This is a genomic window from Ralstonia sp. RRA (assembly GCF_037023145.1).
In the GTDB taxonomy this organism is placed as follows: Bacteria; Pseudomonadota; Gammaproteobacteria; order Burkholderiales; family Burkholderiaceae; genus Ralstonia.
Map to the genome: position 1 here is coordinate 1,592,417 of NZ_CP146092.1, position 26,639 is coordinate 1,619,055.

29 protein-coding genes are annotated in these 26,639 nt (G+C 62.8%); 10 read left to right on the forward strand and 19 right to left on the reverse strand.

What is annotated here, in order from left to right; translation table 11 throughout:
• The first annotated feature begins 47 nt into the window (after nucleotides 1-47).
• Nucleotides 48-1,064, forward strand: coding sequence for a CorA family divalent cation transporter (locus V6657_RS25150; RefSeq protein ID WP_048932060.1), 1,017 nt, complete (start codon nucleotides 48-50; stop codon nucleotides 1,062-1,064).
• Here the strand turns inward: V6657_RS25150 and V6657_RS25155 are convergent.
• A complete protein-coding gene (locus V6657_RS25155; RefSeq protein WP_048932061.1) occupies nucleotides 1,026-2,003 on the reverse strand; it encodes a 1-phosphofructokinase family hexose kinase in 978 nt (325 codons plus the stop codon). The genes V6657_RS25150 and V6657_RS25155 overlap by 39 nt on opposite strands.
• 163 nt (nucleotides 2,004-2,166) lie before the next feature.
• Nucleotides 2,167-2,760, reverse strand: coding sequence for a rhomboid family intramembrane serine protease (locus V6657_RS25160; protein WP_048932062.1), 594 nt, complete (start codon nucleotides 2,758-2,760; stop codon nucleotides 2,167-2,169).
• A gap of 234 nt (nucleotides 2,761-2,994) precedes the next feature.
• Here V6657_RS25160 and polX point away from each other — a divergent pair, with 234 nt between their 5' ends.
• From polX to V6657_RS25175, 3 genes are all read left to right on the forward strand, one after another.
• Entirely contained in the window at nucleotides 2,995-4,743 is a 1,749-nt protein-coding gene (gene polX / locus V6657_RS25165) for a DNA polymerase/3'-5' exonuclease PolX (protein WP_048932063.1), read from the forward strand.
• Between the two features lie 81 nt (nucleotides 4,744-4,824).
• Nucleotides 4,825-5,208: a hypothetical protein gene (locus tag V6657_RS25170; RefSeq protein ID WP_048932064.1), complete on the forward strand. Its 384-nt coding sequence runs from the start codon at nucleotides 4,825-4,827 to the stop codon at nucleotides 5,206-5,208.
• 181 nt (nucleotides 5,209-5,389) lie between these two features.
• Nucleotides 5,390-5,737: an HPF/RaiA family ribosome-associated protein gene (locus tag V6657_RS25175; RefSeq protein ID WP_048932065.1), complete on the forward strand. Its 348-nt coding sequence runs from the start codon at nucleotides 5,390-5,392 to the stop codon at nucleotides 5,735-5,737.
• A 56-nt stretch (nucleotides 5,738-5,793) separates the two neighbouring features.
• Here the strand turns inward: V6657_RS25175 and phbB are convergent, their stop codons facing one another.
• The 5 genes from phbB to V6657_RS25200 all read right to left on the reverse strand — a co-directional run bounded on the left by phbB (nucleotide 5,794) and on the right by V6657_RS25200 (nucleotide 10,871).
• On the reverse strand, nucleotides 5,794-6,540 hold the full coding sequence (gene phbB / locus V6657_RS25180) for an acetoacetyl-CoA reductase (RefSeq protein WP_048932066.1): 747 nt from the start codon (nucleotides 6,538-6,540) through the stop codon (nucleotides 5,794-5,796).
• Nucleotides 6,541-6,606: 66 nt separating this feature from the next.
• A complete protein-coding gene (locus V6657_RS25185; protein WP_048932067.1) occupies nucleotides 6,607-7,113 on the reverse strand; it encodes a hypothetical protein in 507 nt (168 codons plus the stop codon).
• A 9-nt stretch (nucleotides 7,114-7,122) separates the two neighbouring features.
• Nucleotides 7,123-7,773, reverse strand: a complete 651-nt coding sequence (locus tag V6657_RS25190; protein WP_048932068.1) for a nitroreductase family protein — start codon at nucleotides 7,771-7,773, stop codon at nucleotides 7,123-7,125.
• 141 nt (nucleotides 7,774-7,914) lie between these two features.
• Nucleotides 7,915-9,726, reverse strand: coding sequence for an adenosylcobalamin-dependent ribonucleoside-diphosphate reductase (locus tag V6657_RS25195; protein ID WP_137884555.1), 1,812 nt, complete (start codon nucleotides 9,724-9,726; stop codon nucleotides 7,915-7,917).
• A gap of 107 nt (nucleotides 9,727-9,833) precedes the next feature.
• Nucleotides 9,834-10,871, reverse strand: a complete 1,038-nt coding sequence (locus tag V6657_RS25200) for a zinc-dependent alcohol dehydrogenase family protein (RefSeq protein WP_048932154.1) — start codon at nucleotides 10,869-10,871, stop codon at nucleotides 9,834-9,836.
• A gap of 122 nt (nucleotides 10,872-10,993) precedes the next feature.
• Between V6657_RS25200 and V6657_RS25205 the strand changes: the two genes are divergently transcribed.
• The 5 genes from V6657_RS25205 (at nucleotide 10,994) to V6657_RS25225 (ending at nucleotide 15,064) form a co-directional block, all read left to right on the forward strand.
• Nucleotides 10,994-12,547 carry a bifunctional aminoglycoside phosphotransferase/ATP-binding protein gene (locus V6657_RS25205; RefSeq protein WP_048932155.1) on the forward strand — a complete coding sequence of 518 codons (1,554 nt, stop codon included), beginning with the start codon at nucleotides 10,994-10,996 and terminating at the stop codon, nucleotides 12,545-12,547.
• A 154-nt stretch (nucleotides 12,548-12,701) separates the two neighbouring features.
• Nucleotides 12,702-13,208, forward strand: coding sequence for a hypothetical protein (locus V6657_RS25210; protein ID WP_248694726.1), 507 nt, complete (start codon nucleotides 12,702-12,704; stop codon nucleotides 13,206-13,208).
• 21 nt (nucleotides 13,209-13,229) lie between these two features.
• Nucleotides 13,230-13,694, forward strand: a complete 465-nt coding sequence (locus V6657_RS25215; RefSeq protein WP_048932070.1) for a CBS domain-containing protein — start codon at nucleotides 13,230-13,232, stop codon at nucleotides 13,692-13,694.
• Between the two features lie 32 nt (nucleotides 13,695-13,726).
• Complete coding sequence (locus tag V6657_RS25220; protein ID WP_048932071.1) at nucleotides 13,727-14,410, forward strand: DeoR family transcriptional regulator; 684 nt, start codon at nucleotides 13,727-13,729, stop codon at nucleotides 14,408-14,410.
• 3 nt (nucleotides 14,411-14,413) lie between these two features.
• Nucleotides 14,414-15,064, forward strand: coding sequence for a phosphoribosyltransferase family protein (locus V6657_RS25225; RefSeq protein ID WP_048932072.1), 651 nt, complete (start codon nucleotides 14,414-14,416; stop codon nucleotides 15,062-15,064).
• A gap of 55 nt (nucleotides 15,065-15,119) precedes the next feature.
• Here the strand turns inward: V6657_RS25225 and V6657_RS25230 are convergent, their stop codons facing one another.
• The 6 genes from V6657_RS25230 to V6657_RS25255 form a co-directional block, all read right to left on the reverse strand.
• Nucleotides 15,120-16,589: an efflux transporter outer membrane subunit gene (locus tag V6657_RS25230; protein WP_048932073.1), complete on the reverse strand. Its 1,470-nt coding sequence runs from the start codon at nucleotides 16,587-16,589 to the stop codon at nucleotides 15,120-15,122.
• Nucleotides 16,589-17,674 carry a biotin/lipoyl-binding protein gene (locus V6657_RS25235; RefSeq protein WP_048932074.1) on the reverse strand — a complete coding sequence of 362 codons (1,086 nt, stop codon included), beginning with the start codon at nucleotides 17,672-17,674 and terminating at the stop codon, nucleotides 16,589-16,591. The genes V6657_RS25230 and V6657_RS25235 overlap by 1 nt, the downstream gene beginning before the upstream one ends.
• The gene (locus tag V6657_RS25240) at nucleotides 17,671-18,369 is read right to left on the reverse strand and encodes an ABC transporter ATP-binding protein (protein WP_048932075.1); all 699 of its coding nucleotides are present in this window, start codon (nucleotides 18,367-18,369) and stop codon (nucleotides 17,671-17,673) included. Before V6657_RS25240 ends, V6657_RS25235 begins: the two co-directional genes overlap by 4 nt.
• 2 nt (nucleotides 18,370-18,371) lie before the next feature.
• Nucleotides 18,372-19,508, reverse strand: a complete 1,137-nt coding sequence (locus V6657_RS25245) for an ABC transporter permease (protein ID WP_048932156.1) — start codon at nucleotides 19,506-19,508, stop codon at nucleotides 18,372-18,374.
• A gap of 179 nt (nucleotides 19,509-19,687) precedes the next feature.
• Nucleotides 19,688-20,335: a response regulator transcription factor gene (locus V6657_RS25250; protein WP_048932076.1), complete on the reverse strand. Its 648-nt coding sequence runs from the start codon at nucleotides 20,333-20,335 to the stop codon at nucleotides 19,688-19,690.
• On the reverse strand, nucleotides 20,332-21,630 hold the full coding sequence (locus tag V6657_RS25255; RefSeq protein WP_338755388.1) for a PAS domain-containing sensor histidine kinase: 1,299 nt from the start codon (nucleotides 21,628-21,630) through the stop codon (nucleotides 20,332-20,334). Before V6657_RS25255 ends, V6657_RS25250 begins: the two co-directional genes overlap by 4 nt.
• 343 nt (nucleotides 21,631-21,973) lie before the next feature.
• Here V6657_RS25255 and V6657_RS25260 point away from each other — a divergent pair, with 343 nt between their 5' ends.
• A complete protein-coding gene (locus V6657_RS25260) occupies nucleotides 21,974-22,774 on the forward strand; it encodes a helix-turn-helix domain-containing protein (protein ID WP_048932077.1) in 801 nt (266 codons plus the stop codon).
• A 56-nt stretch (nucleotides 22,775-22,830) separates the two neighbouring features.
• Here V6657_RS25260 and V6657_RS25265 read toward each other — a convergent pair whose 3' ends face one another.
• From V6657_RS25265 to V6657_RS25290, 6 genes are read right to left on the reverse strand one after another with little or no spacing between them, the layout of a single operon-like run.
• Nucleotides 22,831-23,478: a BON domain-containing protein gene (locus V6657_RS25265; RefSeq protein WP_048932078.1), complete on the reverse strand. Its 648-nt coding sequence runs from the start codon at nucleotides 23,476-23,478 to the stop codon at nucleotides 22,831-22,833.
• A 30-nt stretch (nucleotides 23,479-23,508) separates the two neighbouring features.
• Entirely contained in the window at nucleotides 23,509-23,871 is a 363-nt protein-coding gene (locus tag V6657_RS25270) for a TraR/DksA family transcriptional regulator (protein ID WP_048932079.1), read from the reverse strand.
• Between the two features lie 46 nt (nucleotides 23,872-23,917).
• Nucleotides 23,918-24,448: a flavodoxin family protein gene (locus tag V6657_RS25275; RefSeq protein ID WP_048932080.1), complete on the reverse strand. Its 531-nt coding sequence runs from the start codon at nucleotides 24,446-24,448 to the stop codon at nucleotides 23,918-23,920.
• A gap of 46 nt (nucleotides 24,449-24,494) precedes the next feature.
• Nucleotides 24,495-25,148, reverse strand: coding sequence for a BON domain-containing protein (locus tag V6657_RS25280; protein ID WP_048932081.1), 654 nt, complete (start codon nucleotides 25,146-25,148; stop codon nucleotides 24,495-24,497).
• A 27-nt stretch (nucleotides 25,149-25,175) separates the two neighbouring features.
• Entirely contained in the window at nucleotides 25,176-26,015 is an 840-nt protein-coding gene (locus V6657_RS25285; protein ID WP_048932082.1) for a universal stress protein, read from the reverse strand.
• Nucleotides 26,016-26,050: 35 nt separating this feature from the next.
• A complete protein-coding gene (locus V6657_RS25290) occupies nucleotides 26,051-26,551 on the reverse strand; it encodes a universal stress protein (protein ID WP_048932083.1) in 501 nt (166 codons plus the stop codon).
• Between the last annotated feature and the right edge of the window lie 88 nt (nucleotides 26,552-26,639).

The window sequence follows — 26,639 nt, forward strand, 5'->3', positions numbered from 1 at the left end:
AGATCGGATGCGGGACCATTCAGCCGGACAGATGCAAGGAGGCCGGAATGAGCACCGAAACACTGGCAAAAGAGGAGGTACGCTCCCTGCCGCTGGACCGTGGCTACGTGTTCACGGAAAGTGGAACGGGCCACAGGATCAACGCAGACGAGGCCATCGCGTGGCTCAGCCGCCCTCAAGGTGACACCCCTGGATTTCTTTGGCTGCACTTCCGTGATGTGCCGACCGTACTGAGCGGTTGGCCAACCAAACTTGTGGCGCTGCCTCTGGGGTTCGGCGATGCCCTGCGGGAAGGTCTACGCTCGACCCGCATCGAACACGTTCATCAGAATCTCATTGCGGTTGTGAACGACGTCGATTACGACGTGGACCACAAAGGCCCGCCCAGCGTCGCGACGTTGTGGCTGAGTGTCGGCGTTCGGTGTCTGCTGAGCGTCAGCAGCCTTCCACCGCGTTCAGTTGACCAGTTGAGCCACGAAGTGGAGGCTGGCGGTAGTTTTCTCAGCCCGGCGGCACTCCTGATCCGACTGTTGCAAGAGCAGGCGGATGTCTTGCTGGGCATTGTGCGAAGTGCGACCCAAACGGCGAATGAAGTGGAAGCAGCCCTGCGCGTGGGGAATCTGCCAACGCACTCGAGCCTGGGCGGCATTCGTCGCGATCTCGTGAGCCTACGGCGCCTGCTGGCGCCGGAACCGGCAGCGCTGTTCCGGCTGGTCAATCGCCCTCCACGCTGGATGCGCGAGGAAGATGCGCAATCCCTGAGGCAATCGGCCGAGGAGTACTCCCTGGCGCTGCGGGACATGGCAGGCCTTCAAGAGCGGATTCAATTGATCGAAGGCGAGATCGCCGACAAGGTCGCCGAGCACACCAACCAGAGCGTGTGGGTGCTGACGGCGGTGACTGTGGTCGCCTTGCCGATCAATCTGGTCTCGGGGCTGCTGGGGATGAACATCGGCGGTATTCCGTTCCGAGGCGCACAGAACGGTTTCTGGATTGTCGCCCTACTATCACTCACGCTGACGAGCCTAAGTGCATGGCTCATCTTTCGGCGAAGACACAACTGAAGCAGCGCTCGACAGCAAAACGCCCTGGTAGCACTGCTCGATCTCGGCGGCGCTACCCAGTTCGGTGCCGGCATGCCTCAGGGCGGCGCCAGCGGCGGCCACGCCGTACCGAAACGCCTGGCGCACGTCAGCCCCTCGATTCAGCGCCCACACCATTGCGCCCACGAAGCTATCGCCCGCGCCAATGGTGCTGTGAACTGACGTTGCGACGGGGCATGCATGCGCCACGTCGTCCTGGGTCACCAGCATGGCTCCGCTCGCACCCAACGTGAGTGCAACGACATCGGCATGCCCTGCCCGGACAATCCCCCGGGCCGCCGCCAAACAATCGGCTTCCGTCTCCAGGGCCAGCCCAGTCAGTTGCCGGAGCTCGTTGAGACTCGGCTTGATCAGGTAGGGGGCGCTCGGCAGCGCAAGATGCAGCGCCGGCTCCGATGCATCCAGCACGACGCGGCTGCCGCGCGCCTTGGCCATTTGGATGACGCGCGCGTAAAAATCCTCAGGCACCCCGAGCGGCAGGCTTCCGCTCAGCACGAGGTAGCGCGGCGCCGGTTGCAGCGCATCGAGGCGGTCCAGGCAGTGCTGCCATTCCACCTCTGAGACGACTGGGCCGGGCATCACGAATCGGAACTCGCGGTGGGTGGAGGTTTCCGTTACCGAGAAGTTCTCTCGGGTCTCGCCTTCGATCTGGAGCGGCTCGAACGGTAGGCCTTCGGCAGTCAACAGCCGCTCCAATCGTGCTGCCATGGGTCCACCGGCAAGATAGACGGCAAGGCAATCACCACCCAAACGATGTACGACACGGGCAACGTTGATGCCCCCTCCGCCCGGGTCGCAGCGCGCCGGGGCGCAGCGCATCTTGTGCGTATCCGTCATGCGTTCGACCGACGTGGCGATATCGATCGCTGGGTTGACGGTGAGCGTGACGATTTCCGCCATGGCAAGCCTCCTGAGGCGACGGTTGGCAGCACGACACTGCGCCACATCCACAACCGGTTCTTCCCGGCACGCAGTAGGCGATCAACGTTTGATGCGCCACGAGATCACCTTCACCCATCATGCCAGCGCACAGGACGCAGATGGCATTGTTCATCCCAGGTGCCTACGATTCCTGCTTCGCACCATGCAGCCAACGCCAGAGCAACAACCCACTGCCAGCCATGCCGCCCAGGTGAGCGAAGTGCGCGACGTTGCTTTGCATCTCGCTCACGCCGAGCGTCAGTTCGACGACTGCATAGAGTGTCGCGAACACCCAGGCCGGCATCGGGATGGGGGGAATCAACGGCACGATCGTCCGATTCGGGAACAGGACGGCATAGGCAAGAAGCAGCCCGAACACGCCTCCTGAAGCGCCAATCACCGGGCCCGCCGGCAGGATGCCCAGGATCGTACAAACGATCTGCGCGAAGGCGGCGCTCAATATGCTGGACACATAAAGCAGCCAGGTGCGCATCGTGCCGAGCGTGTGTTCAACGTCACGCCCGAACATGTAGAGGCCAAGCATGTTCAACGCCAGATGTGCACCGTTTGCATGCAGGAATGCGTAGGTCAGTGGCTGCCATGGCATGAACACGCCATGGCTCCCGCCGGCCGATGCAGCCGGGGGCCACAGCGCGAACGCACGTATCAGCGCATCTCCTGCAAAGAGTTCCGCGACGAATACGACCACGTTGGCGAGGATGAGCAACTGGACCATGGGAATCCCTCAGATCTCTTCCCAAGATACGGGTGCGTGCATTTGTGGAATTGATCTCGCGCAACTCGGCTTCACGGCCGCTCATAGCCTGCAAAAAAGAAACGTGATTTGACGTACCGCAACATCGATTCGCACGTAAATGAAACGATGGGATCGTCACCGTCGTGTCTGCGTTTGGCTTGATGGCCCCGTACGACACGGGGGCGGTATCGTGCAAACAACCGAGGACATCACATGCCGCAAGTTGCTTCATCGCCAAACGTGGGCAACCAAGCCATCGCGGCGGTCTTCAACGAAATCGCCGATCTCCTTGAGGTTGAGGAGGCCAACCCCTTTCGTGTGCGCGCCTACCGCAATGCCGCGCGCGTCGTTGAGGGCATGACGGAAGGCGTTGACGTGATGCTGGCGCACGGGGCAGATCTGACCGAACTGCCCGGTATCGGTACCGACCTTGCGGCAAAGATGCGGGAGATTGTTGAAACAGGCACCTGCGCCATGCTCGTCCGGGTACGTGGAGAGGTCCCGCAGTCCATGGTGCAGCTCCTTCAGTTGCCGGGGCTCGGCCCGAAGCGGGCCCGCATGCTGCAGCACGAACTGGGGATTACCACATTGGATGAACTGGCCAGGGCGGCGGCCACGCATCAGATTCGAGAACTGCCCGGCTTTGGCGCGCAGAGCGAGCTGCGCTTGCTGGAGGCCACCAATGCGCGCCTGGAGCGCCATCGACGCTACGGGCTTGTCGTCGCCAAACCATGCGCCGAAGCCCTGATGCGCTACCTGCAGGCAAGCGGCACGGTGGAGCAGCTTGTCATCGCGGGCAGCTACCGCCGGGGGCTCGATACCGACGGCGATCTGGACTTGCTTGCCACGGCCCGACACCCCACCCGAGTCATCGAGTACTTTGTCCAATACCAAGAGGTCGCCAGCCGGATTTCAGCCGGAACAACCCGCGCCAGTGTCGTACTCAAGAACGGCATGCAGATCGATCTGCGGGTGGTGAAACCCGACGCCTTCGGGGCTGCACTGGTGTATTTCACAGGCTCGAAGCCCCACAACATCGCGCTGCGCAAGATCGCGCAGGCACAAGGTCTGAAGATCAACGAATACGGTGTGTTTCGAGACAGCGAACGTATCGCCGGGCAAACCGAAGCGTCGGTCTACCGTGCGATCGGCCTACCGTGGATCTGCCCCGAACTCCGCGAGGACCAAGGCGAAATCGAGGCCGCACGCAAAGGCCGGCTACCGTCCCTCTTGGAAGAACACGACATCAAGGGCGATCTTCATGTCCATACAACTGCCAGCGATGGAACCGCCAGCCTGGAAGCCATGGCAGAACAGGCACGCCAACGAGGCCTTCAATACCTGGCAATTACCGATCACTCGCCGCGCATTGCCGTCACCCATGGATTGACAGCAGAACGCCTGGCCGCGCAGGCGGACGCCATCGATCGTTTCAACGCCGAACACAAAGGGTGGCCGGTGTTGCTCAAGGGCGTTGAGGTCGACATTCTCGAAGATGGCGCGTTGGACCTGCCTGACGCGGTGCTGGGGCGCCTGGATCTCGTCGTCGGCGCCGTCCATAGCCACTTCAACCTACCGATGGAGAAGCAGACTTCCCGCATCCTCCATGCAATCGATCACCCGCATTTCAGCATCCTGGCGCATCCACTGGGCCGCCTGATCGGCGAGCGCAATGCCTGCAATGTGGACCTGAAACGGGTGTTGAAAGCGATTGCCGCGCGCGGCTGCTACGTTGAGGCCAACGCCCAACCCGCACGTCTCGACCTATCCGACTACGGATGCCGTCTGGCGAAAACCGAAGGCGTACTGGTGAGCATCGCCTCGGATGCCCACAGCCCAGCCGACTTCGCGAACCTGTCGCTTGGCGTCACACAGGCGCGTCGGGGATGGCTCGAGCAGGCCGACGTGCTCAACACCCGCCCGCTTGAATCGCTGCTCCCGCTGCTGAAACGGACCATGTAGGCACACCGGCCCCGAGCGCATTTATCCAATGGGGCAAGCTTTGCTCACGATCAAAGCTGGATAGCCCGGAGGACTACCGCCATGCATCAGACACGTTTCTGCACGACGTCTTGCCCGTGCCCGCGTGTTGCCTTCGATCCGACTTGCCGGGAATCAACAGACGAGATCCTTCGCGCCTATGCGGTGCTCTTCTGGTTCAACCTGTATCTCAGGTGCCCGGAGTTTCCGTCGACTGACGGCATGTTTCCGCGGCACCCCGAGGTTCGCCAAACCTATCTGCAGGTCCATGAGAGCGTTTTTTCGCACTGGGCAACGGCCGCCAACCGGATTGGGGTCACCACCGCGCGGTTCCGGGAGGCCTGCGTGAACGTGCGTGCCTCGTGGATCGGCCCCAACGACCCGTTACGCGCCTGCCGATCGCGAGCCAGTGTGCTGTCCGATTACCCTCAGCTCGATCTCGACTGATGCCCCGTGCTCCCGCAGCAACGGATCGGCGTAAAGCATTGCCGAGTTGATCGCGATCAACGGTCCAGGGCTCCGGCCATCGAGAATGGTCTGGCTGGTGGCCGGATTCGATTTGCTTCACACAACGCGTTGGGCACACCAGTGTGTTCCGCATCCTTGCATTGCTTTACGGAGTCCAACTGTGTCCCTGCCGATCGATATCTCGTTTCAAGGCCTGCTTCACTCCAAAGCGGTAGAAGAGGCCGTGGTCAACCAGGCCAATCGCCTCACCCGCATTCGCAACGACATCACCCGCTGCCGTGTCAGCCTAACCCTGGGTGCGAAGCATCAACACCAGGGCAAGCCCGTCGATGTCCATGTCGTGATCACCACGCCGCATCAGACGCATATTTCCAGCAAGACCTCGAACGAGGACGCTTACCTTGCGCTCAACGAGGCCTTCGCGCACGTAGAACGCATGCTGGTAGACGCCGCGCAGAAGCGCCAGCCGCACGCAGGTCAGCCCACCTGCCGGACAGAGGAAGCGTAGTACGTGCTGAAACGCTGTCGGCCAAGCCTCTGCGGCCTCTCCGGCGCCCTGCAGCGTTACTGCATATGCAGGCCGCCGTTGACCGCGAGGTTGGCCCCGGTCAAGTAGGCGGCGTCTTCGGTACAGAGAAATGCCACCAGGGCGGCCACCTCTTCCGGCCGCCCAAGACGACCCAACGGAATCTGGGGAAGAATGCGCTGCTGCATGACGTCCTCCGGAATATCCCGCGTCATGCGCGTGGCAAGGTAGCCTGGCGATACCGTGTTGACGGTCACGCCCTTTGCCGCACACTCCAGCGCCAGCGCCTTGGTAAAGCCGTGTATCCCGGCCTTGGCTGCGGAATAGTTCGTCTGACCGAACGCCCCTTTTGATCCATTGACCGACGAGATATTGATGATGCGGCCCCAGCCGCGCGCAATCATGCCGTCATACAGCGGCTTGGTCATGTTGAAGACCGAATCCAGGTCGGTTGCCAGGACATGCCGCCAAGCCTCGAGCGTCATGCGCTTGAAGGTCACATCCTGCGTAATGCCGGCGTTATTCACCAGGATATCGACCGGGCCGACCTTCGCCACCACCTCCGCCGCGCATCGTTGGCAGGCCTCGTAGTCGGCCACGTCCACTGCGAATGCCTGGAAATCGCGGCCATGGGTCTGCTGCTCCGCGAGCCACGCGCCCACATGCGGATTCCCCAGCGAATGCGTGACCGCCACCCGATGCCCCTGCGCGTGCAGGCGGACGGCGATGGCTTCACCCAAGCCGCCCATGCCACCGGTGATCAGCGCGATACGGTCTGTTGCCATGCCAGCCTCGTCTGTGTGTATGCATTGTTTGCAGGGCCCCCGCGGGCTGAGCCCTGGGGCCAACGGCTATCGCCCGGAAGGTGCGCGGACGCCGCGTTGAGCACATCCCTTCTTGCACAGGAGCCACTCCTCCTGCTCAGACTGCACAGGAAGCGAAACGACCATGTCAACCGGTTGCGCATTCACGCGCAGGGGGAACGTGCGCATTGCCTGCCCATACGTTGCCGTCAACTGGTAGCGCCCGCGCGGAAGCTTCATGTACAGCAGCGGGCCAGATGTGCGCAGGTGAAGCCGTAGCTTTCCGTGCTCGTCCACCACGGAGACATCGATGTCGGACAACGCCTCCCCTGTCTTTGCCGACACCACATTCAACCGGACGTTGAACCGGCTGGCCATCGCGTGCATGGCGTCTCGCTCGTCGCGCCCCACACCGCCCGAGACATAGGCGATCTCGTTCTGGAATCGAATCTCCAGCGTCGCACCGATGTCGGGTTCCGCCGCGATGACAGCCTGGCTCGCCAGCAGAAGCGTTGCCAGGCAGTACTGTGGGAGAAGAAGGATGGCCCAGTTCACTTGATCGCCCTATACAGAAATCGGGTGCCCTACCGTCTGCGCCAGCACCGGCATCTCATCCTCATTGAGTGACAGGGCCTCGGCCAACAGCCTGTGGTTGAGCCACCCACGTACCACGCACGCCAGCCCGGCCGAAGCGCAGTACAGCGATACGTTCTGCGAGATCGCACCCGCTGCAACGCCTGAGAACGTCTCGCGCTGCGATTGCGGCATCTGGTCCGCGCGTGCGTGATTGACCACGTACACCAGATCCAGGGGCGCCGTGCCGACAAAGTCCTGATAGCCCGTCAGGTTGCGTGCGTCCACGGCGTGCTTGAGCCGCAGGCGGTGCGGCTCCGGTTCATAGCGATAGACGCCCTCGGGCAGCGCAACGTAGATGTCGACCTCGTTCAGGCCGTGCGCCGACGGCGCGGTGTGTCCGCCTGTCTCGGGTCGGTTGATGCCATCCGCCGCCCATAGCAGCTCACTAAGCTGCTGGAGCGAGAGCGGGGTCTGTGCAAACGCGCGCACGCTCTTGCGCTTGGCCAACGCGGTCATCAACACCGTGCCGCCACCCAGATGCGGCGGCGGCAGCGCAATGGCGGCAGGTGCGGTATGCGCGGTCGGCTTGGGCAGCGCACCATGCACCGGTGCATAGGAAAGAAGCATCGCTTCGCTCATGGCATTGACCTCAAGAACACGGAAAGATCGGGAGGCATCGCCCGATTGATTCGAGCGTAGCCAGCCAGCGCCGTTGGATGTTGATGGGCATCAACCGAAACGCCGGTGACCGAACAACCCGTGGAAAAAAGCGCGATGCGCTCAACAGAAGCATGCGGGCCGGCCGTCGGCCTCTTGCATCACGGACAGCACTTCGTCCAATGCAGGATCCGGCCGGAAGATCGTGATGCCCTTGAGACGAAACTGCCACGCCTGAAAGAGCAACGCCCCCACCTCGGCGTGCGACACCCCGCCCGCGACAAGAACCGTCTTGGAGATCGAAGCGTCAATGAATGGCTGCAGCGCAGCGACCATGCGTAGATGATCCATACCGGCTACCTGTCTTGCGGTGACGAAGTAGTCGGGTAACGCAGCGTGGTCTCCGTGCAAGGCCCGGAAGCATCGATAGGCGTGGTTCTCGATACGCAAGTGCTGCGGCGGGCCATGTTGAACGCGCACGCGCCGCTCATACGTCCAGTCAAAGGCCGGTTCGATGCCGCTGGAACAGTTGCCGCCAAAAGCCAGGCTCACGCTGCCAGTGGGCGCCAGCGACAGCAGATGACTGTTGCGCAATCCGTGGCGGGCGATGGCATTGCGCACGGCGCCAGGCAGGTGAGTCGCGAAATGCCCAGGTGCGAGGCTGCGCTCGGCCCGGAACAGCGGGTAGGCCCCACGTTCCTGTGCCAGTGCGGCAGACGCCGCGTAAGCGCCATCGCGCAAGCACCGTCCAATCTGGGTTGCAAGGTTGCGCGCTTCGGGGGCATCGTAGGGTAGGCGCATCATCGTCAGCGCGTCGGCCAGACCGGTCACGCCCACGCCGATCCTGCGCTTGGCGCGCGCCTCATGCATGTGCTCGGGCAACGGCCAGCGCGTGATGTCGATCGCGTTGTCGAGCATCCTCACCTGTACCTGCACCGACCGGCTCAGCCCGACAAAGTCGAACATCGGTTGCCCGCTCACTCCAAACGGGCACTCGACCCAACGGGACAAATCGATCGGGCCCAGCACGCAACTGCCCCAAGGCGGCAAGGGCTGTTCACCACAAGGATTGGTCGCGGCAATGGTTTCAACTTCGGCGAGGTCGTCTGCCGCGTGAATGGTGTCGATGAACAGAAGCCCAGGCTCCGCACTGTGATGCGCGGCCTCGACAACCATGCGCCACAGTTGCCGTGCGGGCAGTGTTGCGTAGCACCAGTTGCCGCTGCGCAACTGGTGGGCACCGGCCGCGCGCGTTGTCGCATCGGGCTCGGCGCAATGTTGCAGGCGCCACAACGCATCGTCGGCAACCGCCTGCATGAAGGCGTCTGTCACGGCAACCGATACGTTGAAGGTCGTCCAGCGCTTGCGCCCACGTTTGGCGCAGACAAACAAGGCAAGATCGGGATGATCACAGCGCAGCACGGCCATCTGCGCACCACCGCGCGTGTCGGACAATGCGAGCGACTTGCAAGCGTGGTCGAAGCGCTCGATGACGTCGCACACGCTGCCGGTGCCAACCTTCGCCTGCAGCGCAGCGCGTGGCGCGACGGGCGAGAAGTCGTAGCCTACGCCGCCACCCATGCGCAGCGTGACCTGCACCTGTGCCAATGCCCGGTCTACATCGCCGGCGCCCGCAATCTGCACACCGGGGCCGACGATCGGTTGCACGAAGCAATTGACCATCGTGGCCTGCCTGGCCACACCGGCATTCGCCATGATGCGCCCCGCCCCGATGGCGCCATGCAACATGTTGGCGTAGAACAGCCGCGCAAAGTGTGCGCGTCGCTCGGGCGCTTCTGCAGCGGCCAATGCATGGGCGACCCTTCTGAAGACCTGTTCGCGCGTCGACTCGCCAGGCGCGAGATAGCGGTCTGCCAGCACAGCAGCACAGACGGGAGGCAACACCTCTGACGCAATCCGCATCTCGGCCCCCATGACAATGGCCTCCCTGGGCAAGGACACCAGCGGCGTCAGCCTGTGCGTGGTGCTCCCGCCGGGTGGGACGTGCACGACCCTCCGTAGCCGCTGTCCACCCGGGTGCCCTACGCGGCGATGATGACCTTGAGTGCATGTGACTCCCCCGCGTTGCGGAAGGTGTCGTAGGCGGAGAGGATGTCGTCCAGCTTGAACCGGTGCGTGATGAGTTGCCCCGGTTGGAGCTTGCCTGCGCGCACTGTCTTCAGCAGCATCGGCGTGCTCACCGTATCGACCAGTCGCGTGGTGATGGCGACGTTCTGGCTCCACAGTGTCTCCAGATGGAGATCCGCCTTCACGCCGTGCACGCCAATATTGGCAATCACGCCGCCCGGTGCAACAAGATCCTGGCACAGCTCGAACGTGGCAGGCACGCCCACCGCCTCGATCGCGCAATCCACGCCCACGCCATCCGTCAGCTTCTTGACCGCGGCAACCGCATCTTCACTGGTGACGTTGATGCACGCACTCGCGCCCAGCCGACTCGCCACCTCCAGGCGCGCTGCGTTGGTGTCGATCAGGATGAGTTGGGCAGGCGAGTAGAACTGGGCGGTCAGCAGCGAGGCCAACCCGATGGGCCCGGCGCCGACAATCGCCACAGTGCTGCCCGGCTGCACGCGACCGTTCAGGACGCCGCATTCGAAGCCGGTCGGGAAGATGTCAGACAGCATGACCAGCGCCTCTTCGTCGATACCCGGCGGCAGCTTATAGAGACTGGTTTCTGCGTGCGGTATCCGGACGTACTCAGCCTGCACGCCATCGATGCGGTTCCCCAGGATCCAACCTCCCGTCTCGCAATGCGAATACATGCCGCGTCGGCAGTTCGCACATTTGCCGCACGAAGAAATGCACGAGATCAGCACGTGATCGCCTGGCTTGAGCGACGTCACGGCGGCGCCGACAGACTCGACCACGCCAACACCTTCATGCCCCAGCGTACGCCCGGGTTCGCAGGTGGGCACATCGCCCTTGATGATGTGCAGATCGGTCCCGCAGATTGTCGTCAGCGTCACACGGACCACGGCGTCACTGGGCGCTTGCAACTCGGGCTTCGGCTTGTCTGCCAGTGAGATCTTGCCGGGGCCGTCATAGACCAGTGCTTTCATGGAGATCATCCCTTGGAGTAGAGATTCCATGCTAGGCAACAGCCTCGCCCGACCATTGATCTGCATCAGGTACACAAAACCAGGGCTGATCGATATTGGTCTGCAGGAGGCGACACATGCGCATGGCCGAACGCCCGAGCCCGACCTCAGCCACCCAGATTGCCGAAGCACTCCCCGCGTGCATGCTCGATGCGCGCGCGTATCCGCATCCGGCAACCCATCTTCGGATGATCGAAACGCATCTGTCGTGGGTATTCCTGGCGGGGGCGTTTGCGTACAAGGTGCGCAAGCCGGTCACGCTCGATTTCGTCAATTTCGGGTCTCTCGCCGCCCGCCGTGCCGACTGCGACGAGGAATGGCGGCTCAACCGCCAACTCGCGCCAGACCTGTACCTTGGTGTGGTGCCGATCTCGCGCGATGCGGTCAGTGGTGCCGTGCATGTGAACGGACACGGCGAGCCTTTCGACTACGCAGTGTGCATGCGACGCTTCCACCAGCGCGATGTGCTGAGCGAGATGGCACGCAACCAGCAGCTCGGCCCCGAAACCATCGACCCACTGGCCGACCTGATCGCAGACTTTCATGGCGCAGCGCCAGTTGCGCCTCCGAGCTCCGATTACGGAACCCCGGCACGCATCCGGCGCACGCTTGAGGACTGCGCGGCCGGAGTCGCTGCGTTGAGCACGGACGCGCAACGAACATCGGCAACCCTATCGTTGCTGCGCCAGCATGCAGACCGGCTCGACAAAGCCTTTGCGTCACGCCGGCGCACCGGACACATTCGAGAATGTCATGGCGACCTCCATCTGGGCAACATCGTCATGGTCGAGGGAAGACCCACGCCATTCGACCGCCTGGAGTTCTCTGCGCCGCTGCGCTGGATTGACACCATGTACGACGTCGCGTTCCTGTTCATGGATCTTGTAGCGTCGGGGCTTGCCGGCCTGGCTTACCGCCTGATCAACCGCTACCTCGAACGTTGCGGAGACTATGGCGGGCTCGCAGTCCTGCCCTTCTACGCGGCCATGCGGGCACTGGTGCGCGCCCGCGTGCTGCTCGAACGGGCCCACCAACTAGAGAACGACCCTGAATTGGCGGCGCCACACCGAGACGAAGCGCACCGACTGCTTGACCTGGCGCGCGACCTGCTCAGTCGGAGCGACGGTTGCATCATCCTCATGCATGGCCTGTCAGGCAGCGGAAAATCGACCCAGGCGGCGCAGTTGATGGAAGCGGAGTGCATGATCCGCGTGCGTTCCGATGCTGAACGACGCCGCGGTATCTGTGCCAACGCAGTTGATCGCTACGCGTCACACGCAATCGACCAGACGTATCGACGTGTAGCGGCCATCTGCAGGATCGGCGTGCGTGCCGGCTTTCCCATGATTGCCGACGCCACGTTCCTGGCGCATGGCCAGCGCAGCCGGTTCTTTACGTTGGCGAGGCGCCTTGGTGCGCCCTTCGCCATCGTGGATTGCGCTGCCGAACCGGAGGTCCTGCGGGTGCGTATCCGCGCCAGAATGCACGCAGGCCGGGACGCTTCTGAAGCCGATCTTTCCGTACTGGATGCCCAGATGGCCACACAGCAGCCGTTGACTGCGGAAGAGCGCACCTACGTGATTCGATGCGCCACGCGCCCGCTGCTTCCCTCGCTCGGGCGCGTGCGAGTCACGTAGGCTCCAGGCGGTACGATCGCCCACAGGTTTCTGGCCGCACCCTCTGATTCGCACAACCACAGACTTGCGCCATATCAATCCACACCTGTGCAAAGTGCCTACGCTGCATATAGAAGAACCATCGTCCGGCGGGCATCCAACCTGCCAAGCCCAAATGGAGATCGCAATGCAACAACCTTCAGATATGGCCTGCAACCTCGTCAGTGCTGCAATGCGCGACATGGGGCGCACCGCCGAATTTCTTATCGAGGCACAGATTGAGCTCTCTCGCTTGCGCCTGAAGATCGCTGAAGCCGCGTTGGAAGACATGCATGAACTGCAGCACGAGTTGGGTAGCGCCCATGACTGGACCTCCTTGGCCGCCACGCAAAGCGTGTTCATGAAAATGCAAACAAGCCACAGCGCCAATGCGATGAAGTCGTGGGTCGACTTCGTGAACAACCTGCAGGCGGCGTATCTGCGCCAACTGACCGACTGGACCAACCAGGTGCAGCATGCACAAGGACAAACGTCCTCAGCGCAGTTGTTCCAAGCCTCCACAGATTCGCTGCGGGCATTCTTCGATAGCTTCAATCTGGTAGGCATTCCAGATTCCGAGGCCAAGAAGAAAGTGATGCCGCGATCTGTCGTAGAGAAGACGGCGAGCCCGCAGGCCGCCTGACCGCCACAAGCAGGAGCCGCCATGCGAGTTCAAGACATCTACTCACACAACGCCGTACACATCCCGCTTTCCTGCACGCTTCAGGAGGCGGCGCAGCAGATGCGCCAGAAGCACGTCGGCGCACTGGTGGTGACGGAAAACACCCCCAGCGGCCCGCACGCCATCGGCGTCGTCACCGACCGAGACATGGTGCTCGACGCCGTTGCGGTGGGCCTGCATCCAGCCCAGACCTGCGTGGCGGATGTGATGAGCCGCGGCGTGATCAACGTCACGCCAGATACCAGCCTGAGTGATGCACTGCAGGAGATGCTGTCCGCCGGAGTCCGGCGCGTGGGTGTGACCTCCGATGGGGCATTGGTCGGCGTGCTGTCTCTGGACGATGTCCTGAGCGCGATGGCCTCCGAGTGGAGCCTGATTGCACGGCTGGTGCGCAATGAACGTGAGCGCGAAATGACCGGCAGCGTTGAGCCGCCGCTCAGCGTGTAAGGCCATTGCCGGCCCGTTTCAGGGCGCCCCACATGAACACCGAAACCCTTTCCCAGCGCACAAGCATCGTTGCCGACGGCGCGGTATTGGAAGGGCATCTGACCTGCCCCGACAATGCAACCGGCCTGGTGATCTTCGCGCATGGCAGCGGCAGTTCGCAGTGGAGCCCGCGCAACCGGTTTGTCGCCGATCAGCTCAATGCGGCAAAGCTGGGGACGCTGCTCTTCGATCTGCTGACCGCCGACGAGGCCGCACACGCTGCATGCCGCTTCGATATCGGCCTGCTTGCACAGCGTCTGCGTACTGCCACACACGCTGTTGGCGACATCGCCCGCAAGCGCAAATTGCGCCTCGGGTACTTCGGCGCCAGTACAGGTGCCGCTGCCGCCATTCAAGCGGCGGCGTTGCCTGATGATCTGTTCCGGATCGACGCCGTGGTCAGCCGCGGCGGGCGTCCGGATCTGGCCGGCCCACTTGCGCTGGAGCAGCTTGCCTCCCCCACCCTGCTGATCGTCGGCACCGCAGACCCGGACGTGCTGGATCTCAACCGTCAGGCCCTGAGCCTGATGCGATGCGAGAAGGCCCTGGAGACCGTTCCCCACGCCACGCACCTGTTTGAGGAACCCGGTGCACTTGAGCACGTGGCCGCGCTGGCACGCGCCTGGTTTGTACGCTATCTCAGTGAAGAGCAACCATCCCATCAATACGCGAGGTGAGCCATGCGGTTCAAAGACCGGTTGGACGCGGGGCGCCACCTCGCGGTTGCGCTGGACAAGTACAGGGGCAGTCATCCGCTGGTGCTCGCCATCCCACGGGGCGCTGTTCCCATGGGCCAGCTCATTGCAACGGCGCTGGACGGCGAGTTGGATGTGATTCTCGTCCGCAAGATCGCCGCACCTTTCGACCCCGAGTTTGCCGTGGGCGCTGTTGCAGAGAATGGCTGGACGTATGTTGCACCGTATGCGGCACATGCCGGTGCCGACACCCACTACCTTGAGCAGGAAAAGGCCGTGCAGATGGACGTCATCCACCGGCGGCGCGCGCTCTACACACCCCGGCGTAGTCCGCACGACGTCATGGGACGTGTCGTGATCGTGGTGGACGATGGCCTGGCGACGGGCGCCTCCATGAAGGCCGCGTTGCACGCTGTGCGGCAACTCCAACCCAAATGGTTGGTCTGCGCCGTTCCGGTGGCAGCCCCGGACAGCCTTGAAGATATTCGCCCGTTGGCTGACGAGGTTGTCTGCCTCTATGCCCCACCGGGCTTCCGCGCGGTCGGCATGTACTACGGCGATCTTCCTCAGATTGAGGATGCTCAAGTGTGCGCAGCGCTCAATGCTGCGCGGCACGATGAGAACACGCCTGGCTGAAGAGTCTGGCAGGTGAGTCGATCAGCCCCTTAGCAGACAAGGCGCAACACAAGGCTTAGGTCGATGGCCCTGTTCCGCCCGCCGATTTGCTATCTCGCCAGCCGCCGCCCAACGCCAGGAACAGCGCCACCGTATCCTGCAGCCGCTGCGCACGCACCTGCACGCTACCGAGCACCGCCTGCTGGTACTGCAGATTGGCACTCAGCACTTGCAGGTAGCTGGCCACACCTGCGCGGTAGTCGGCATTGATCTCATCCAGTGCGGCACTTGCCGCCGCTTGCTCGCGCAGTTGTGCATCGAGTTGAATCGCGTCGTGTTCTAGCGCGCGCAACACATCCGCCACTTGCTCAAAAGACGTGAGCACCACTTGTCGGTAGTCCGCATCCGCAGCCTGCAAGGCCTGCTGGGCCGCACCGCGCCGGTAGTACAGACTGCCGCCCTCGAACAACGGTGCGACGAGGCTGGCGCCGATGCTCCATGCTCCGGTCTGTGCACCAAACAGATCCGCGCCGCGGTTGCTCATGCGTGCGTAGTTCGCGCTGAGCGTCAAGCTCGGCAGCATCGCGGCCGTGGCAACGCCCACTTCGGCGCTGGCCTGATGCAGGCGCGCCTGAGCCGCCAGAACATCCGGCCGCTGCCGCACCAGCTCGGAGGGCACGAGGCTGGGCAGGTCAACCGGCAGCGCCAAGCTGCCGAGCCCCACGTCTGCGGTGTCGGCTTGGGCCGGAAAACGGCCCGTCAGCACGGCCTCGAGATGCGTTGCTTGATCTCGCTTCTGCTCTAGCGGCGGCAGCGAGGCTTCCAACGCCGCCAGTTGAGCGGCCAGGCTGAGCTCGCTGGAATGCGCCATCACCCCGGCATCGACCTGGGCGTGCGCAATGTCCACCTGCTCACGCACCACCGCAATCAAGCTGCGCGTGGTGTCGATCTGTGCGGTATAGGCTGCACGCGCGATGACGGCGTTGACGAGGTTGCCAGTCAGGGTGAGATAGGCAGCGGCAAGGGCATAACGCTGGCCCTCAGTTTGTGCTGCCAGCGCTTCCACGGCCCGACGGTTGCCGCCAAACACATCGAGCACATAACTAATCGATGGGCCGAGCGTCCACAGCGTGAAGAGGCTTGGGGCCCCAGCCTGACCTAGCCGGGCAGGCACAACAGCCTGGCGTGATACATCGGCCGATGCCGTGACTTGTGGGTAGAACACCCCGGCGCCGGCTCGCAACAGGTCTTGCGCTGCGCGCAGGTTGGCTTCAGCCTGCTGCAGTGTCGGATTGGCCGCGATGGCGGTCTCCATGACGTTGTCCAGCGCGGGGCTGCCAAACGCATGCCACCAGTCGGCAGACACCGGTGCCAGGGCAAACCGTTGTGCAACCCCATCCACCAGCCTGGTGGCGAATGGATCGCCAGCACGAAGGTAACGATCAACGTCTGGCGCCGACGGCTCACGGAAATCCGGCCCCACGGCGCAACCACTGGCCACCAGCGCAATGGCTGTCATGCACGCCACCTTGCACGCGGCCTTCATCACGAAGCTCCTTGCAGGTAGACATCGACCAACTGCCCTGGATAGACCACGAGCTTGTCCGGCTGCTTGAACCGGAAGAGCAAAGGCAGCACGCGCACATCCACGCGTTCGGAGCGCTGGTCAGACAGCTCTACCTTGGGCGAGACATAGGGCTGCACCCGCACGAACTCCAGCGGCACGCTAACGTCGGTGCCCCGGAAGAACATGCGCGCCTTCACCGCGTCAGACGGCAGGCGGTGCACAAGGATCTCGTCGACGTACACCCGCACGGCCAGCTTGCTCTGTCCCGAGCGCATCATCACCAGCGGGACGTAGCCCCGCGTATAGGCGTCATAGGTGCCTTGGGGCGAGACATAGGCGCCGGGTGAGGTGTTGACCGACATCACGATGCCATCGGCGGGCGCTCGCACGGTGTACTTGTCGAGCAGAGCGCTGGCCGCTGCCGCGCCCTTCTGCAGGGCGTCGCGCTGCTTCTGCATGGAGCGGATGTCATAGCTCCACGCGCCCGCGCGCGTCAGTTCATATTGGCGCTGTGCGACGGTCAGGTTGCCGTGTGCAACACGTACGGCATTGGCCGCGTTGTCCATCGCATCTCGACTGACAGCCTTGGGATTGAGCCGGGCGGCAGCCTCCAGCTTGTCCAATTGGTCCTGCACCGTACGCAGGCTTGCCTCTGCCGCCATCACCTGCGCGCGTGTGACCTCCAGCGTCTCCTTGCGAGGCTGCGCCAGCAGTGCGTTCAACTGGGCGTCGAGTGCATCCGCCTGCGACTGCTGCTGCGCCGTCAGGGCGCGCTGGACGGAATCTTCGATCAGGATCAGCGCATCGCCCCGCTTCACCGCTTGTCCTTCCTGCACAAGAATGCGCGCCACGGTGCCTGACACCTCGGAATACAGATTCAGGTTGGCACCGCTTTGCTGATCGCTTTCGATGATCCCATTGGCGTAGATGCCCGTGGCATACGGATTGGCCGCCGCCTGGAAGACGGGCTGCAACGGTGGGCTCTGCCGCGCGTAGTAAATGGCGGCCCCGACACCTGCCAGCAAGCCAATCACCGAGAGCACCAATAGCCAGTGGATCTTCATCGCGCGTCTCCCCGCTCAATGCGGCTCAGGCGGCCATCCTCCATGTCGAGGATGCGACTGGCCATGTCCAGAATGCGCGCATCGTGCGTCACGATGACGATGCAACGGTGCTCGTTCAAGATCTGCGTTTTGACGAACTGCATGATCGAGCGACCGGTATCACCATCGAGCGAAGCCGTCGGTTCATCCAGGATCAGGATGTCTGGCTGCGTGACGATGGCGCGCGCAATGGCCACCCGCTGCTGCTCGCCACCGCTCAACTTGACGGGCGGCAACTGCGCCCGGTTCTTCAGGCCAACCACATCCAGGTAGTGCATGGCCTGCTCAAGCGCTTCATCCCACGGCACACGCCGCAGAATGAGCGGAATCGCAACGTTCTCCACCGTGGTTAGGCGCGTAAACAGGTGGTAGTCCTGAAACACGAAACCGATCTTGGCGAGGCGAAAATCGGCCAATGCATCAGCCCCGAGGCTCCAGATATCGACGCCGTCGACCACCGCGTGGCCACCGTCCGGGCGCAGGATGCCGGAGATCACGCTCAGCAGCGTGGTCTTGCCGCTGCCCGATGGGCCGACGATGAACAGCATCTCATTGAAGTAGGCCTCGAAGCTGACCTGCATGAGCGCACGCGTGCGTGCCTCTCCCTCGCCAAACCACTTGTCGAGCGCCTGTGCGGCAATGGCAGTGTTGGCCACAGTTACCCCCGGAAGATGTCGAAGGGCTCGATGCGCAGCACCTTGCGCACACCGATGTAGCCCGAGATGGCGGCAATGACGATCACCATGGCCAGCGCCAGCACCAGGTTGGCGAACGTGATCATGGCTGCGTAGTCAGGAATGCGAAGCCGCACCAGCGCGATGGACGCCGCGCATAAGCCGATCCCGAGGCCATAGCCCACCAGCGCCACAAAGGTGGCCTGGAACACGATCATCGTTACCAGCTCATGCCCCTTGGCCCCGATTGCCTTGAGGGCGCCAAACCGTTCGAGGTTTTCCAGGATGAACGTGTAGAAGGTCTGCCCCGAGATCGACAACCCAACGATGAAGCTGATCACCGTCATCAACAGGATGTTGGTGCCCAACCCCGTCTGGTACGTATAGAAGTGCGAGATGCGGCCGATGAACTCCTCCTTGGTCAGGGCGCGATAGCCGAGCTTGCCAACTGCGCGCTCAATGGCTGCGATATCCGCCTCACTCTTGGGCTCGATCAGGATGTACGACATCGTGTAGCGCGTGGTCGGCAGGTACTGCAGCGCGCGGCTATACGTCGTGTACAGCGTGGGCACACCGAACAGCCCGCCGGTGGCAACCTCCCCGATCCCCACAATCACGCCACGGTGGTCATTGATCTCGAACTCGGTACCAACGTGGGGGTTTTCAAGTTTGCCGAATTCAGCATCCTGAATGACGATGAAACCGTTCTCGCCATACACGTCCTCAATGCGTCCATTGAGCATGCGCGGGCGGCCGAACAAGGTGGCGTCGTCAATGCCAACCACGGTCACGGGCTGGTAGGTACCGCTGGCCAGGCGCACGAGCGCTCCACCCGAGTACAGTGGCACGGCAAACTTCACACCGTGAATGCTGCGCACGGCGTCGAGCACGTAGTCCGGCATGCCGATGGTGTTGGCGACGGTATTGACGGCCGGGTCCATGACCCACATGCGCGCGCCGATGTTGTAGACGGAAGAGGACGACCGGTTCAGCACCCCGGCAAATAGCGAGGTCATCTCGATCATCAGGAACACCGCAAAGGTGATGCCCACCAGCAAACCGCTCAGCTTGGCCTTGTCGTTGACCAAGAGCTTGTAGGCGAGTTGGAGAATGGCTGACACGAGCCCCCCGTGGTCATGCACGGCGGGTGAGGTCATGCCTTGGGGTGACGTTCGAGAGACCCGCAATGGGCCGCGTGCCAAGTCATCGGGTGCCGATGCATGTGCCTCAACGATAGCGAGTCATGCATGCCGGCCTTTGACGTGCCGCAAAGGCGGCGCACGCCTTGCGTGCGGATGCGCTACAAGGTGTCGTCGTCCGAGAACAAGCGATGGCGTATCGCATAGCGCACGAGCGCGGCCTCGCTGGACACCTGCAGCTTGTCCATCAGGCGCATCTTATAGGTGCTGATGGTCTTGGCGCTCACGCACAGGCTGGTGGCAATTTCCGTTAGCGGTTCCCCGCGTACCAGCCGGCGATAGACCTCCATCTCCCGGTCGGACAGCCGTGTGTGCGCGGCCTCTTCGTTGGCCTCGCCCAGGCTGTGTGCCAGTTTCTCGGCCATGGGCGGGCTGACATACGTGCCGCCGCGCGCCACCTTTTGCAGCGCCGTCACCAGTTCGGTCGCAGCGCTTTCCTTGGTCAGATAGGCCGCTGCCCCGGCGCGAAAGGCCCGCGCCACATACTGCTCCTCTGCGTGCATGGTCAGCACCAGCACACGTACGGTCGGGTGATCGTCATGCAACTGGCGCAACAGCTCCAGCCCACTGCGCCCCGGCATCGATAGGTCAAGCACGATGACCTGCGGCTGGTGGTCACGTACAAGCTGCAGCACCTGGGTGCCGTCGGACGCCTCGCAGGCGACCTCGAAATCTCCTGCGCGCTCCAGGATATGGCGTACGCCGTCGCGCATGACAGCGTGATCGTCGGCAATCATCACGCGGATCATCGTCCGGTCTCCTCGGTCACTTCGTGGGCAGCAGGAAAGCGCACGCTCAACCGAAAGCCGCTGTTGGGCGTATGCGTGATAGAGGCCTGGCCGCCCAGCAGACGCGCACGCTCCCGAATGCCAAGCAACCCCAGCGGCATGCGCTCACCCGCTACGGGCGGCACCCCGCTCCAGCCGCGGCCGTTATCCTGAATCGACAGTTCGAGCATGTCGCCTTGCTGCGTAAACTCGATATCAACGCGGGTCGCGTCTGCATGGCGCACCACGTTGTTGAGCGCCTCCTGCACAATCCGGAACACCGAGATTGCTGCACGCTCCTGCAGCTGTGTCTCCTGGGCGTGTACGTTGACGATCAGCCCAAAGCGCTGACGGAAGTTCTTGCCGATCCACTCGATAGCGGGCACCAGCCCCAGTTCATCAAGCAACGGCGGACGAAGATCCGCTGAAATCTGCCGCACCGCCGCAATGGTCTCGTCAATCACGCGTTGCATGGCCTCTGTCTGAGAGATCAGCACCTTGTCACCTCCCCCGGCCTGCAGATCCGTTGCCAGCAGTGAGATGTCCATCTTGAGCGCACTCAGACGCTGCCCAAGGTCATCGTGCAGCTCCCGTGCGATGCGATGGCGCTCTTCCTCCCGCAACGCCAGAATGCTGTCCGACAGGTGCTGCAATTCTTCCCGCGAGCGACGCAGCGCCGCTTCTGCCCGCACGCGCTCTGTGGTGTCGCGCAGCATCACGGTAAAGAGCTTGCCGCCATTCACCTCGATCTGCGAAATCGACGCCTCGATCGGGAATTCACGGCCGTCGGCATGCAGCGCGAACAACGGGCGCTGCTTGCCCATCTGGCGCTCTGATACGCCCGTCACGCCAAAACGCCGCACGTGCGCCTCGTGTGCACCGCGAAAACGTTCCGGCATGAAATCGGACAACGGACGGCCGATGGCATGCTTGGCCGGGCATCCGAACAGGGTTTCCGCCATGGGATTGAACAGAACGATGCGCTGGGCATCATCCACGGAAATGATGGCCTCCATGGAGGAGCGGATGATGCCCGCCAACCGGGCCTCGCTCTTCTCCAAGTCGGTCAGATCCTTGGCCACCGTTGCACGCAGCATGCGAAGCCGCAGCCAATAGAAGACGAGCGCCAGAACAGCCGCAATACTTGCCAAGGCCAACAATGCAAACGGTGCATCCCGCGCCTGAAGCGCCATGGCGAGCCAGGTGACTGACACAGCCAGCAGCAGAATGGCCAACCCACCCGCCACCAGCTCGGCCGGTGTGGAACGCGATAGCAACAGGCGCCTGCGCGACGCCTTCTTTGAGGAATGGCTGTCTTGCTTCACCACAGATGCCACCAAAAAAAGGCCGTGATGCACACAACATAGCCCATTCAGACGGCGGGAGGTACTAGCCAAGTGATGGAGGCGCCTCAGGAAAACCCCCTCGATGCTGTCAGGGATGCCTGACAGCATCGCAGCGTATCCCGACGTGCATCTCAGCGCCGCCTGATTTCGCGCAAACGCCGCGCCTTCGATACTGAGCATACGGACACCGAACTGTGGCTGCATGCGGTGGCCGATCCCGCCCCTCCCAACCAGACGCGGGACCCACATACAGCGCGTGCCCTCCGGAGGCCCCATGATTCCGAGCTCTCTCAAAGCCCAGACGTCCGTCGAAGTTGTCCGCCCCACACCCCTGCCCCAGCTCAAGCTGGTCCGCGATGCAACACAGGGCTGCCAAACGGCCAGCCCGGCGCTAAGCAGCCAATGCGCCAACTGCATGATGCATTGGGCGTGTATCACCGCAGCCGTACCATCCACGCAACAAGAACAGTTGAACCGGATGGTGCATACCTGGCGCAAGGTCGGCAAAGGTGAATCGCTCTTCCGTGCCGGCGACACCTTTCATGCGCTGTACGCCATCCGCTCCGGCTCTTTCAAGACGGTCGTGTCCCACCCCAATGGCACGAACCACGTCACGGGCTTCCAGTTGGCAGGGGAAACCCTTGGTCTCGATGGCATTGCCGCAGATCGTCATACGTGCGACGCAATTGCCCTGGAAGACAGCACCGTCTGCTCGATGCCCTTCCACTGCATTGAAGACCTGTGCCAGGACATTCGTCCGCTGCAGCGCCGGCTCCACCAACTGATGGCAGAAGAGATCGTGCGCGAATCCGGGTTGATGTTGCTGCTGGCTGGGCTGACAGCAGAGGCGCGCGTCGCCACCTTCCTGCTCAATCTGTCCACACGCATGCAAGACCGGGGCTACTCAGGGTCCAGCTTTACGCTGCGGATGACGCGCGAAGAGATCGGCAGCTATTTGGGCATGCAACTGGAAACCGTCAGCCGCGCGCTGTCGCGGTTCCAGCGCGAAGGCTGGATCGCGGTGAGCGGCAAGCAGATTGAGATTGCCAACAAATCGGCGCTCAGTGAACTGTAGCCGCGCGATGGAAGGCAAGCGCCGCCGTTGAAGATGCGGGCGGCGCTGCCCTGCCATCAAGTGGCGAGCTGCAGATGGTCGATGACTTCCGTCACGCCAGGCGCAGACCACGCGGCTCCCGTGGCCGCCTTGCGTTCCGATGCGGAGTCGACGCGGCCACTCAACGTCACCGTCCCGCCCTGCACGGACACCTGGATATGGTTGGCTTCGCGCGCGGCATGGCGCTGGAGTGCTGCCCCGATCTGCTGCGTAATATTGGCCGGCACCACGCGCGATTTGATCTTCAGCCGGTTGATCAACCCGGCCACGCCACGCAGTGACCCGACGGCATGCGCCGCAAGTTCACACTGGTAAGGCCAATCCAGTTCGCCCGAGAGCGTCACCCATCCGTTCTCCACCAGGACTTCAATCCGGTTGGACGGCAGGCTGGAATGCCATTCCAGAGCTGAGCGCGCCGCCTCGGCAACATCCGCGTCCGTGTGTGTGCCGGGCAATCGCACTTCGATCTTCTGAACCACGCCGCGCACACCCGCAACGCGTTCGGCGGCGTGCTCTGCCGCAACCTTTTCCAGATAGCTATGTACGTGCCCAGTGAGTGTCACCACCCCGTGGTCGACCTCCACACCCACGCCTGCCGCATCCACCGCGGGCTCCCAGAGCAGTTCGTCATTGACGTCCTGCTTGATACTCAAGTCGCTTTTCATATCTCACTCCTACTGTGCTTACGCTGCTCGCTAGCCCCACTTGCGCTCTCGCAATGCCTGGCAGCTCAGGCAGCGCAGCGCGGTTGGCTGCGCTTGCAGGCGCAAGAAGGGAATCGCCTCGCCGCAATCCACACAGATACCGTACTGCTGCTCTTGCATGCGCAGTCGTGCCGCGTCGACCTGCGCAAGCTCATTTCTGTAGTGAGCGAGCATGATGTCGTTCGTCGCGTCTCCAGCTTCTTGATCCGCCAGTTCCGCGTTCTCGACAGGTGCCTCGTAGGATGCCGGCGTGGTCGCCGCGCGCAGTGCTACCAATTGACGCTGTGTGCGCGCCTCTTGTTCATCGAGCAATGTGTTGAGTCGCGTCCATTGCGCCTCGGTAAAGCGGTCCATTCACGCTCTCCTGCCATCGATCTGATGCGCAGTCCCTACGTGGGTTTCAGGCCTCGGTCGGTGACAGCCATGCTGGCCGGCGCTTGGATTGATCCCACTTGCCAGCGGTCTGCACTTGCTCGATAAAGCCCGAGATCTCTTGTTGAGAAAGACCGCTGAGCACATCGCGCTGGCAAAGTGCCAGTACAGGTGCCGGAATGGCAGAGGTGATGCGCGCAATCTCTTCCATGGCACTGAACGCCCCACGCGACGCCATCACGCAGATCACCGACAGGTTTGCCGAGAACGGCGACTGATCCGCCAGGAAATCCCGCATCGGCGAGGCCAGATGCCGCATCCAGATTGGCGCCAGCACAACAACCTGGTCGACCTCATCCAGTGGCGGTCCGGCATAGTGATACTTGGCGCGCACGTGGAATAGCGTTTCAATCATGCAGCGCAGATCGCCAAGAAAGCCGGCACGCGGGTACTCATCCGACACCTCGGCAAGCTGCCAACCGCTTTGCGCCGCCATCAGTTCAGCCACCTGGCGTGCGGTTCCGGTGCGCGAGTAGTAAACGATCAGGTTTTTTTCCATGGCAGAAGTCCGAAATGGATAGGGTTGGGAGGTGCGCCGCCGTGGGTCAGGTGCTCACCCAAAGATGGTCGATCACGGCTCGTACACCTGGCGCGTCCATGGCGGCCTCCCGCGCGGCACGGCATTCATGCAGATTGCGCAAGGGCCCGTACAGCGTGACCGTGCCATCCGCCACCACGACATTGATCCGAGCGGCATCGAGAACAGCCTGGCGTTGCAGTGCCTTGACGATGCGCTCAGACAGGTCTGCCGGGCCGGCGGCCTCCCGAAGGGTCAGCGCGTTGGCAACCGATGTCACGCCGCGCACGCGCTGTACGGCATCCAGTGCAGCGCGACGCTGGAAATCCTGATCAACCTGGCCCCGCAAGGTCACCGCACCATCCTCGACCGTGACGCGAATGGCGTCAGCAGGCACGGCAGTGTTCCAGTGGAGGGCATCGCCGATGGCTTGGGCGATCTCCTCGTCCAGGCGCCGCATATCGGGCGGCACGCGCACCTGCACGTGCACAACGAGCGCCGTCACACCGGCTACCCGACGAACGGCTTCCTCCGCGGCATGCTTGTCCGCAAAGCTATCGGCGCTGCCGGAAATCGTGACGACGCCGTTCTTGACGCGAACGGCAAACCGGTCAGCATCCACAGCCGGATCCCATTGCAGTTCTTCTTCCACGTCGCTCTTGAGCTGGATATCGTTCTTCACGGCGGTCTCCTGGAACAACGTCCGGACTCAGTGAGACAGCAAGACCGGTACGGTCATCGTCTTGAGCAGCGTGCGCGTCACCCCACCAAGCACGAGCTCACGCAAACGGCTGTGCCCGTAGCCCCCCATCACGATCAGGTCTGCGCCGAAATCGGCGGCGCGCGATAGCAGCATCTCGCCAATTGCGACGTCGGAATCCACACAACGTGCTTCCTCAACCGTGGGCTCAATGCCATGTGCCACCAGCGCGCGGGCGACTTGACCAACGGTCGTGTCCTCCGCCCAATGTGGCGGGCGGTCACCCGTCATTTGCAGTACCTGTACGGTGTTTCCGGACATCAGCGGCATAGCATCGTGCAGCGCACGTGCCGACTCCCGGCCACCGCTCCACGCCACCAGCACCCTCTGCGCCACGCTCGTAAAGCGGCCTGCATACGGCACGACCAGTACCGGCCGGCCTGACTCAAGGATCAGCGTCTCAACAAAATCGGGGGCAACAAAGCTTTCGGCGTCGCTGGCGTCTTCCTGGCCGACAACCAGCAGGTCCGCCTCACGCGCCTGGCGCAACACCTCAGCCAGCGAATCACCGTCGACTGCCCGCCATTCCGTCTCAATAGGAACGGATTGCACCGCCTCACGAAAACGCGCGTGCACAACGTCTCGGACACGGTTGCGCCGATTGCGGTCCTCTTCCAGATAATGCGCTGCGCCTTCCATCCGGTAGAACCAGTTCGGGCTTGGCGCAAAGCTTGCATAGACAGCGATAAGCGTTGCGTGGTGCGCTTGCGCGTAGCACGCGGCAAGACTGAGGCGGTGCATCGCACGCTCGCTGGCATCGAGGTGCACCATCACACTGGCATAAGTCATGATCGAACCTTGTTTGGAGTCAAAAGAAGAACGCGCTACGCAATGACAATGTTCGTCAGCGGTTCAGTGACCGCGTGCTCGGTTTCAGTCGGAACGGCCCGCACCAGCAGCACTGGCAGCGTGCTTTGTCGCGTGACGCTCTCTGCCACGCTGCCGAGCAATATCCGCCGAAAGCCGCGTCGGCCATGCGTTCCGAGCACCAGCAGCTTGGCGTCGGCGTCGCGCGCGGCCTGTTCGATTGCATAGCCCACATCGAAGGCACCAAGCGGGTCGTTGACGAGTGCCGTCTTGACGCGCGCGCCTGCCTTCTCTGCCTTGGCTTTTGCGCTCGCTACGATCTGCTTGCCGGACTCAATCAGCATTTCGGTGAATCCAGCCACATCGATGTAGCCAACGTCGTACCTCAGGTAGTTGTTGTCGATCACGTGAGCAATGATCAACTCCGCGTCGAGCTTCAGGGCGAGCTGAATGGCTTCGTCCAAAGCGCGATCCGCCGTTGGACTGCCATCCACCGCAACCAGGATCCTGTCGTACATGGTGCGCCTCCATATTGAATCGGCCGAGCGCCCGAACACGGGCTGACGTGATTCCATGTTGGACCACCGGAGGGATTGCCCCTTGATT

Coding starts and splice junctions, on each gene's coding strand:
- V6657_RS25230 (WP_048932073.1), bottom strand. CDS start 16,589: ATGAAGGCCGCGTGCAAGGTGGCGTGCATGACAGCCATTGCGCTGGTG.
- V6657_RS25170 (WP_048932064.1), top strand. CDS start 4,825: ATGCATCAGACACGTTTCTGCACGACGTCTTGCCCGTGCCCGCGTGTT.
- V6657_RS25205 (WP_048932155.1), top strand. CDS start 10,994: ATGGCCGAACGCCCGAGCCCGACCTCAGCCACCCAGATTGCCGAAGCA.
- V6657_RS25290 (WP_048932083.1), bottom strand. CDS start 26,551: ATGTACGACAGGATCCTGGTTGCGGTGGATGGCAGTCCAACGGCGGAT.
- V6657_RS25155 (WP_048932061.1), bottom strand. CDS start 2,003: ATGGCGGAAATCGTCACGCTCACCGTCAACCCAGCGATCGATATCGCC.
- V6657_RS25260 (WP_048932077.1), top strand. CDS start 21,974: ATGATTCCGAGCTCTCTCAAAGCCCAGACGTCCGTCGAAGTTGTCCGC.
- V6657_RS25225 (WP_048932072.1), top strand. CDS start 14,414: ATGCGGTTCAAAGACCGGTTGGACGCGGGGCGCCACCTCGCGGTTGCG.
- V6657_RS25265 (WP_048932078.1), bottom strand. CDS start 23,478: ATGAAAAGCGACTTGAGTATCAAGCAGGACGTCAATGACGAACTGCTC.
- V6657_RS25150 (WP_048932060.1), top strand. CDS start 48: ATGAGCACCGAAACACTGGCAAAAGAGGAGGTACGCTCCCTGCCGCTG.
- phbB (WP_048932066.1), bottom strand. CDS start 6,540: ATGGCAACAGACCGTATCGCGCTGATCACCGGTGGCATGGGCGGCTTG.
- V6657_RS25250 (WP_048932076.1), bottom strand. CDS start 20,335: ATGATCCGCGTGATGATTGCCGACGATCACGCTGTCATGCGCGACGGC.
- V6657_RS25215 (WP_048932070.1), top strand. CDS start 13,230: ATGCGAGTTCAAGACATCTACTCACACAACGCCGTACACATCCCGCTT.
- V6657_RS25235 (WP_048932074.1), bottom strand. CDS start 17,674: ATGAAGATCCACTGGCTATTGGTGCTCTCGGTGATTGGCTTGCTGGCA.
- V6657_RS25275 (WP_048932080.1), bottom strand. CDS start 24,448: ATGGAAAAAAACCTGATCGTTTACTACTCGCGCACCGGAACCGCACGC.
- polX (WP_048932063.1), top strand. CDS start 2,995: ATGCCGCAAGTTGCTTCATCGCCAAACGTGGGCAACCAAGCCATCGCG.
- V6657_RS25285 (WP_048932082.1), bottom strand. CDS start 26,015: ATGACTTATGCCAGTGTGATGGTGCACCTCGATGCCAGCGAGCGTGCG.
- V6657_RS25270 (WP_048932079.1), bottom strand. CDS start 23,871: ATGGACCGCTTTACCGAGGCGCAATGGACGCGACTCAACACATTGCTC.
- V6657_RS25190 (WP_048932068.1), bottom strand. CDS start 7,773: ATGAGCGAAGCGATGCTTCTTTCCTATGCACCGGTGCATGGTGCGCTG.
- V6657_RS25160 (WP_048932062.1), bottom strand. CDS start 2,760: ATGGTCCAGTTGCTCATCCTCGCCAACGTGGTCGTATTCGTCGCGGAA.
- V6657_RS25210 (WP_248694726.1), top strand. CDS start 12,702: ATGGAGATCGCAATGCAACAACCTTCAGATATGGCCTGCAACCTCGTC.
- V6657_RS25195 (WP_137884555.1), bottom strand. CDS start 9,726: ATGGGGGCCGAGATGCGGATTGCGTCAGAGGTGTTGCCTCCCGTCTGT.
- V6657_RS25220 (WP_048932071.1), top strand. CDS start 13,727: ATGAACACCGAAACCCTTTCCCAGCGCACAAGCATCGTTGCCGACGGC.
- V6657_RS25200 (WP_048932154.1), bottom strand. CDS start 10,871: ATGAAAGCACTGGTCTATGACGGCCCCGGCAAGATCTCACTGGCAGAC.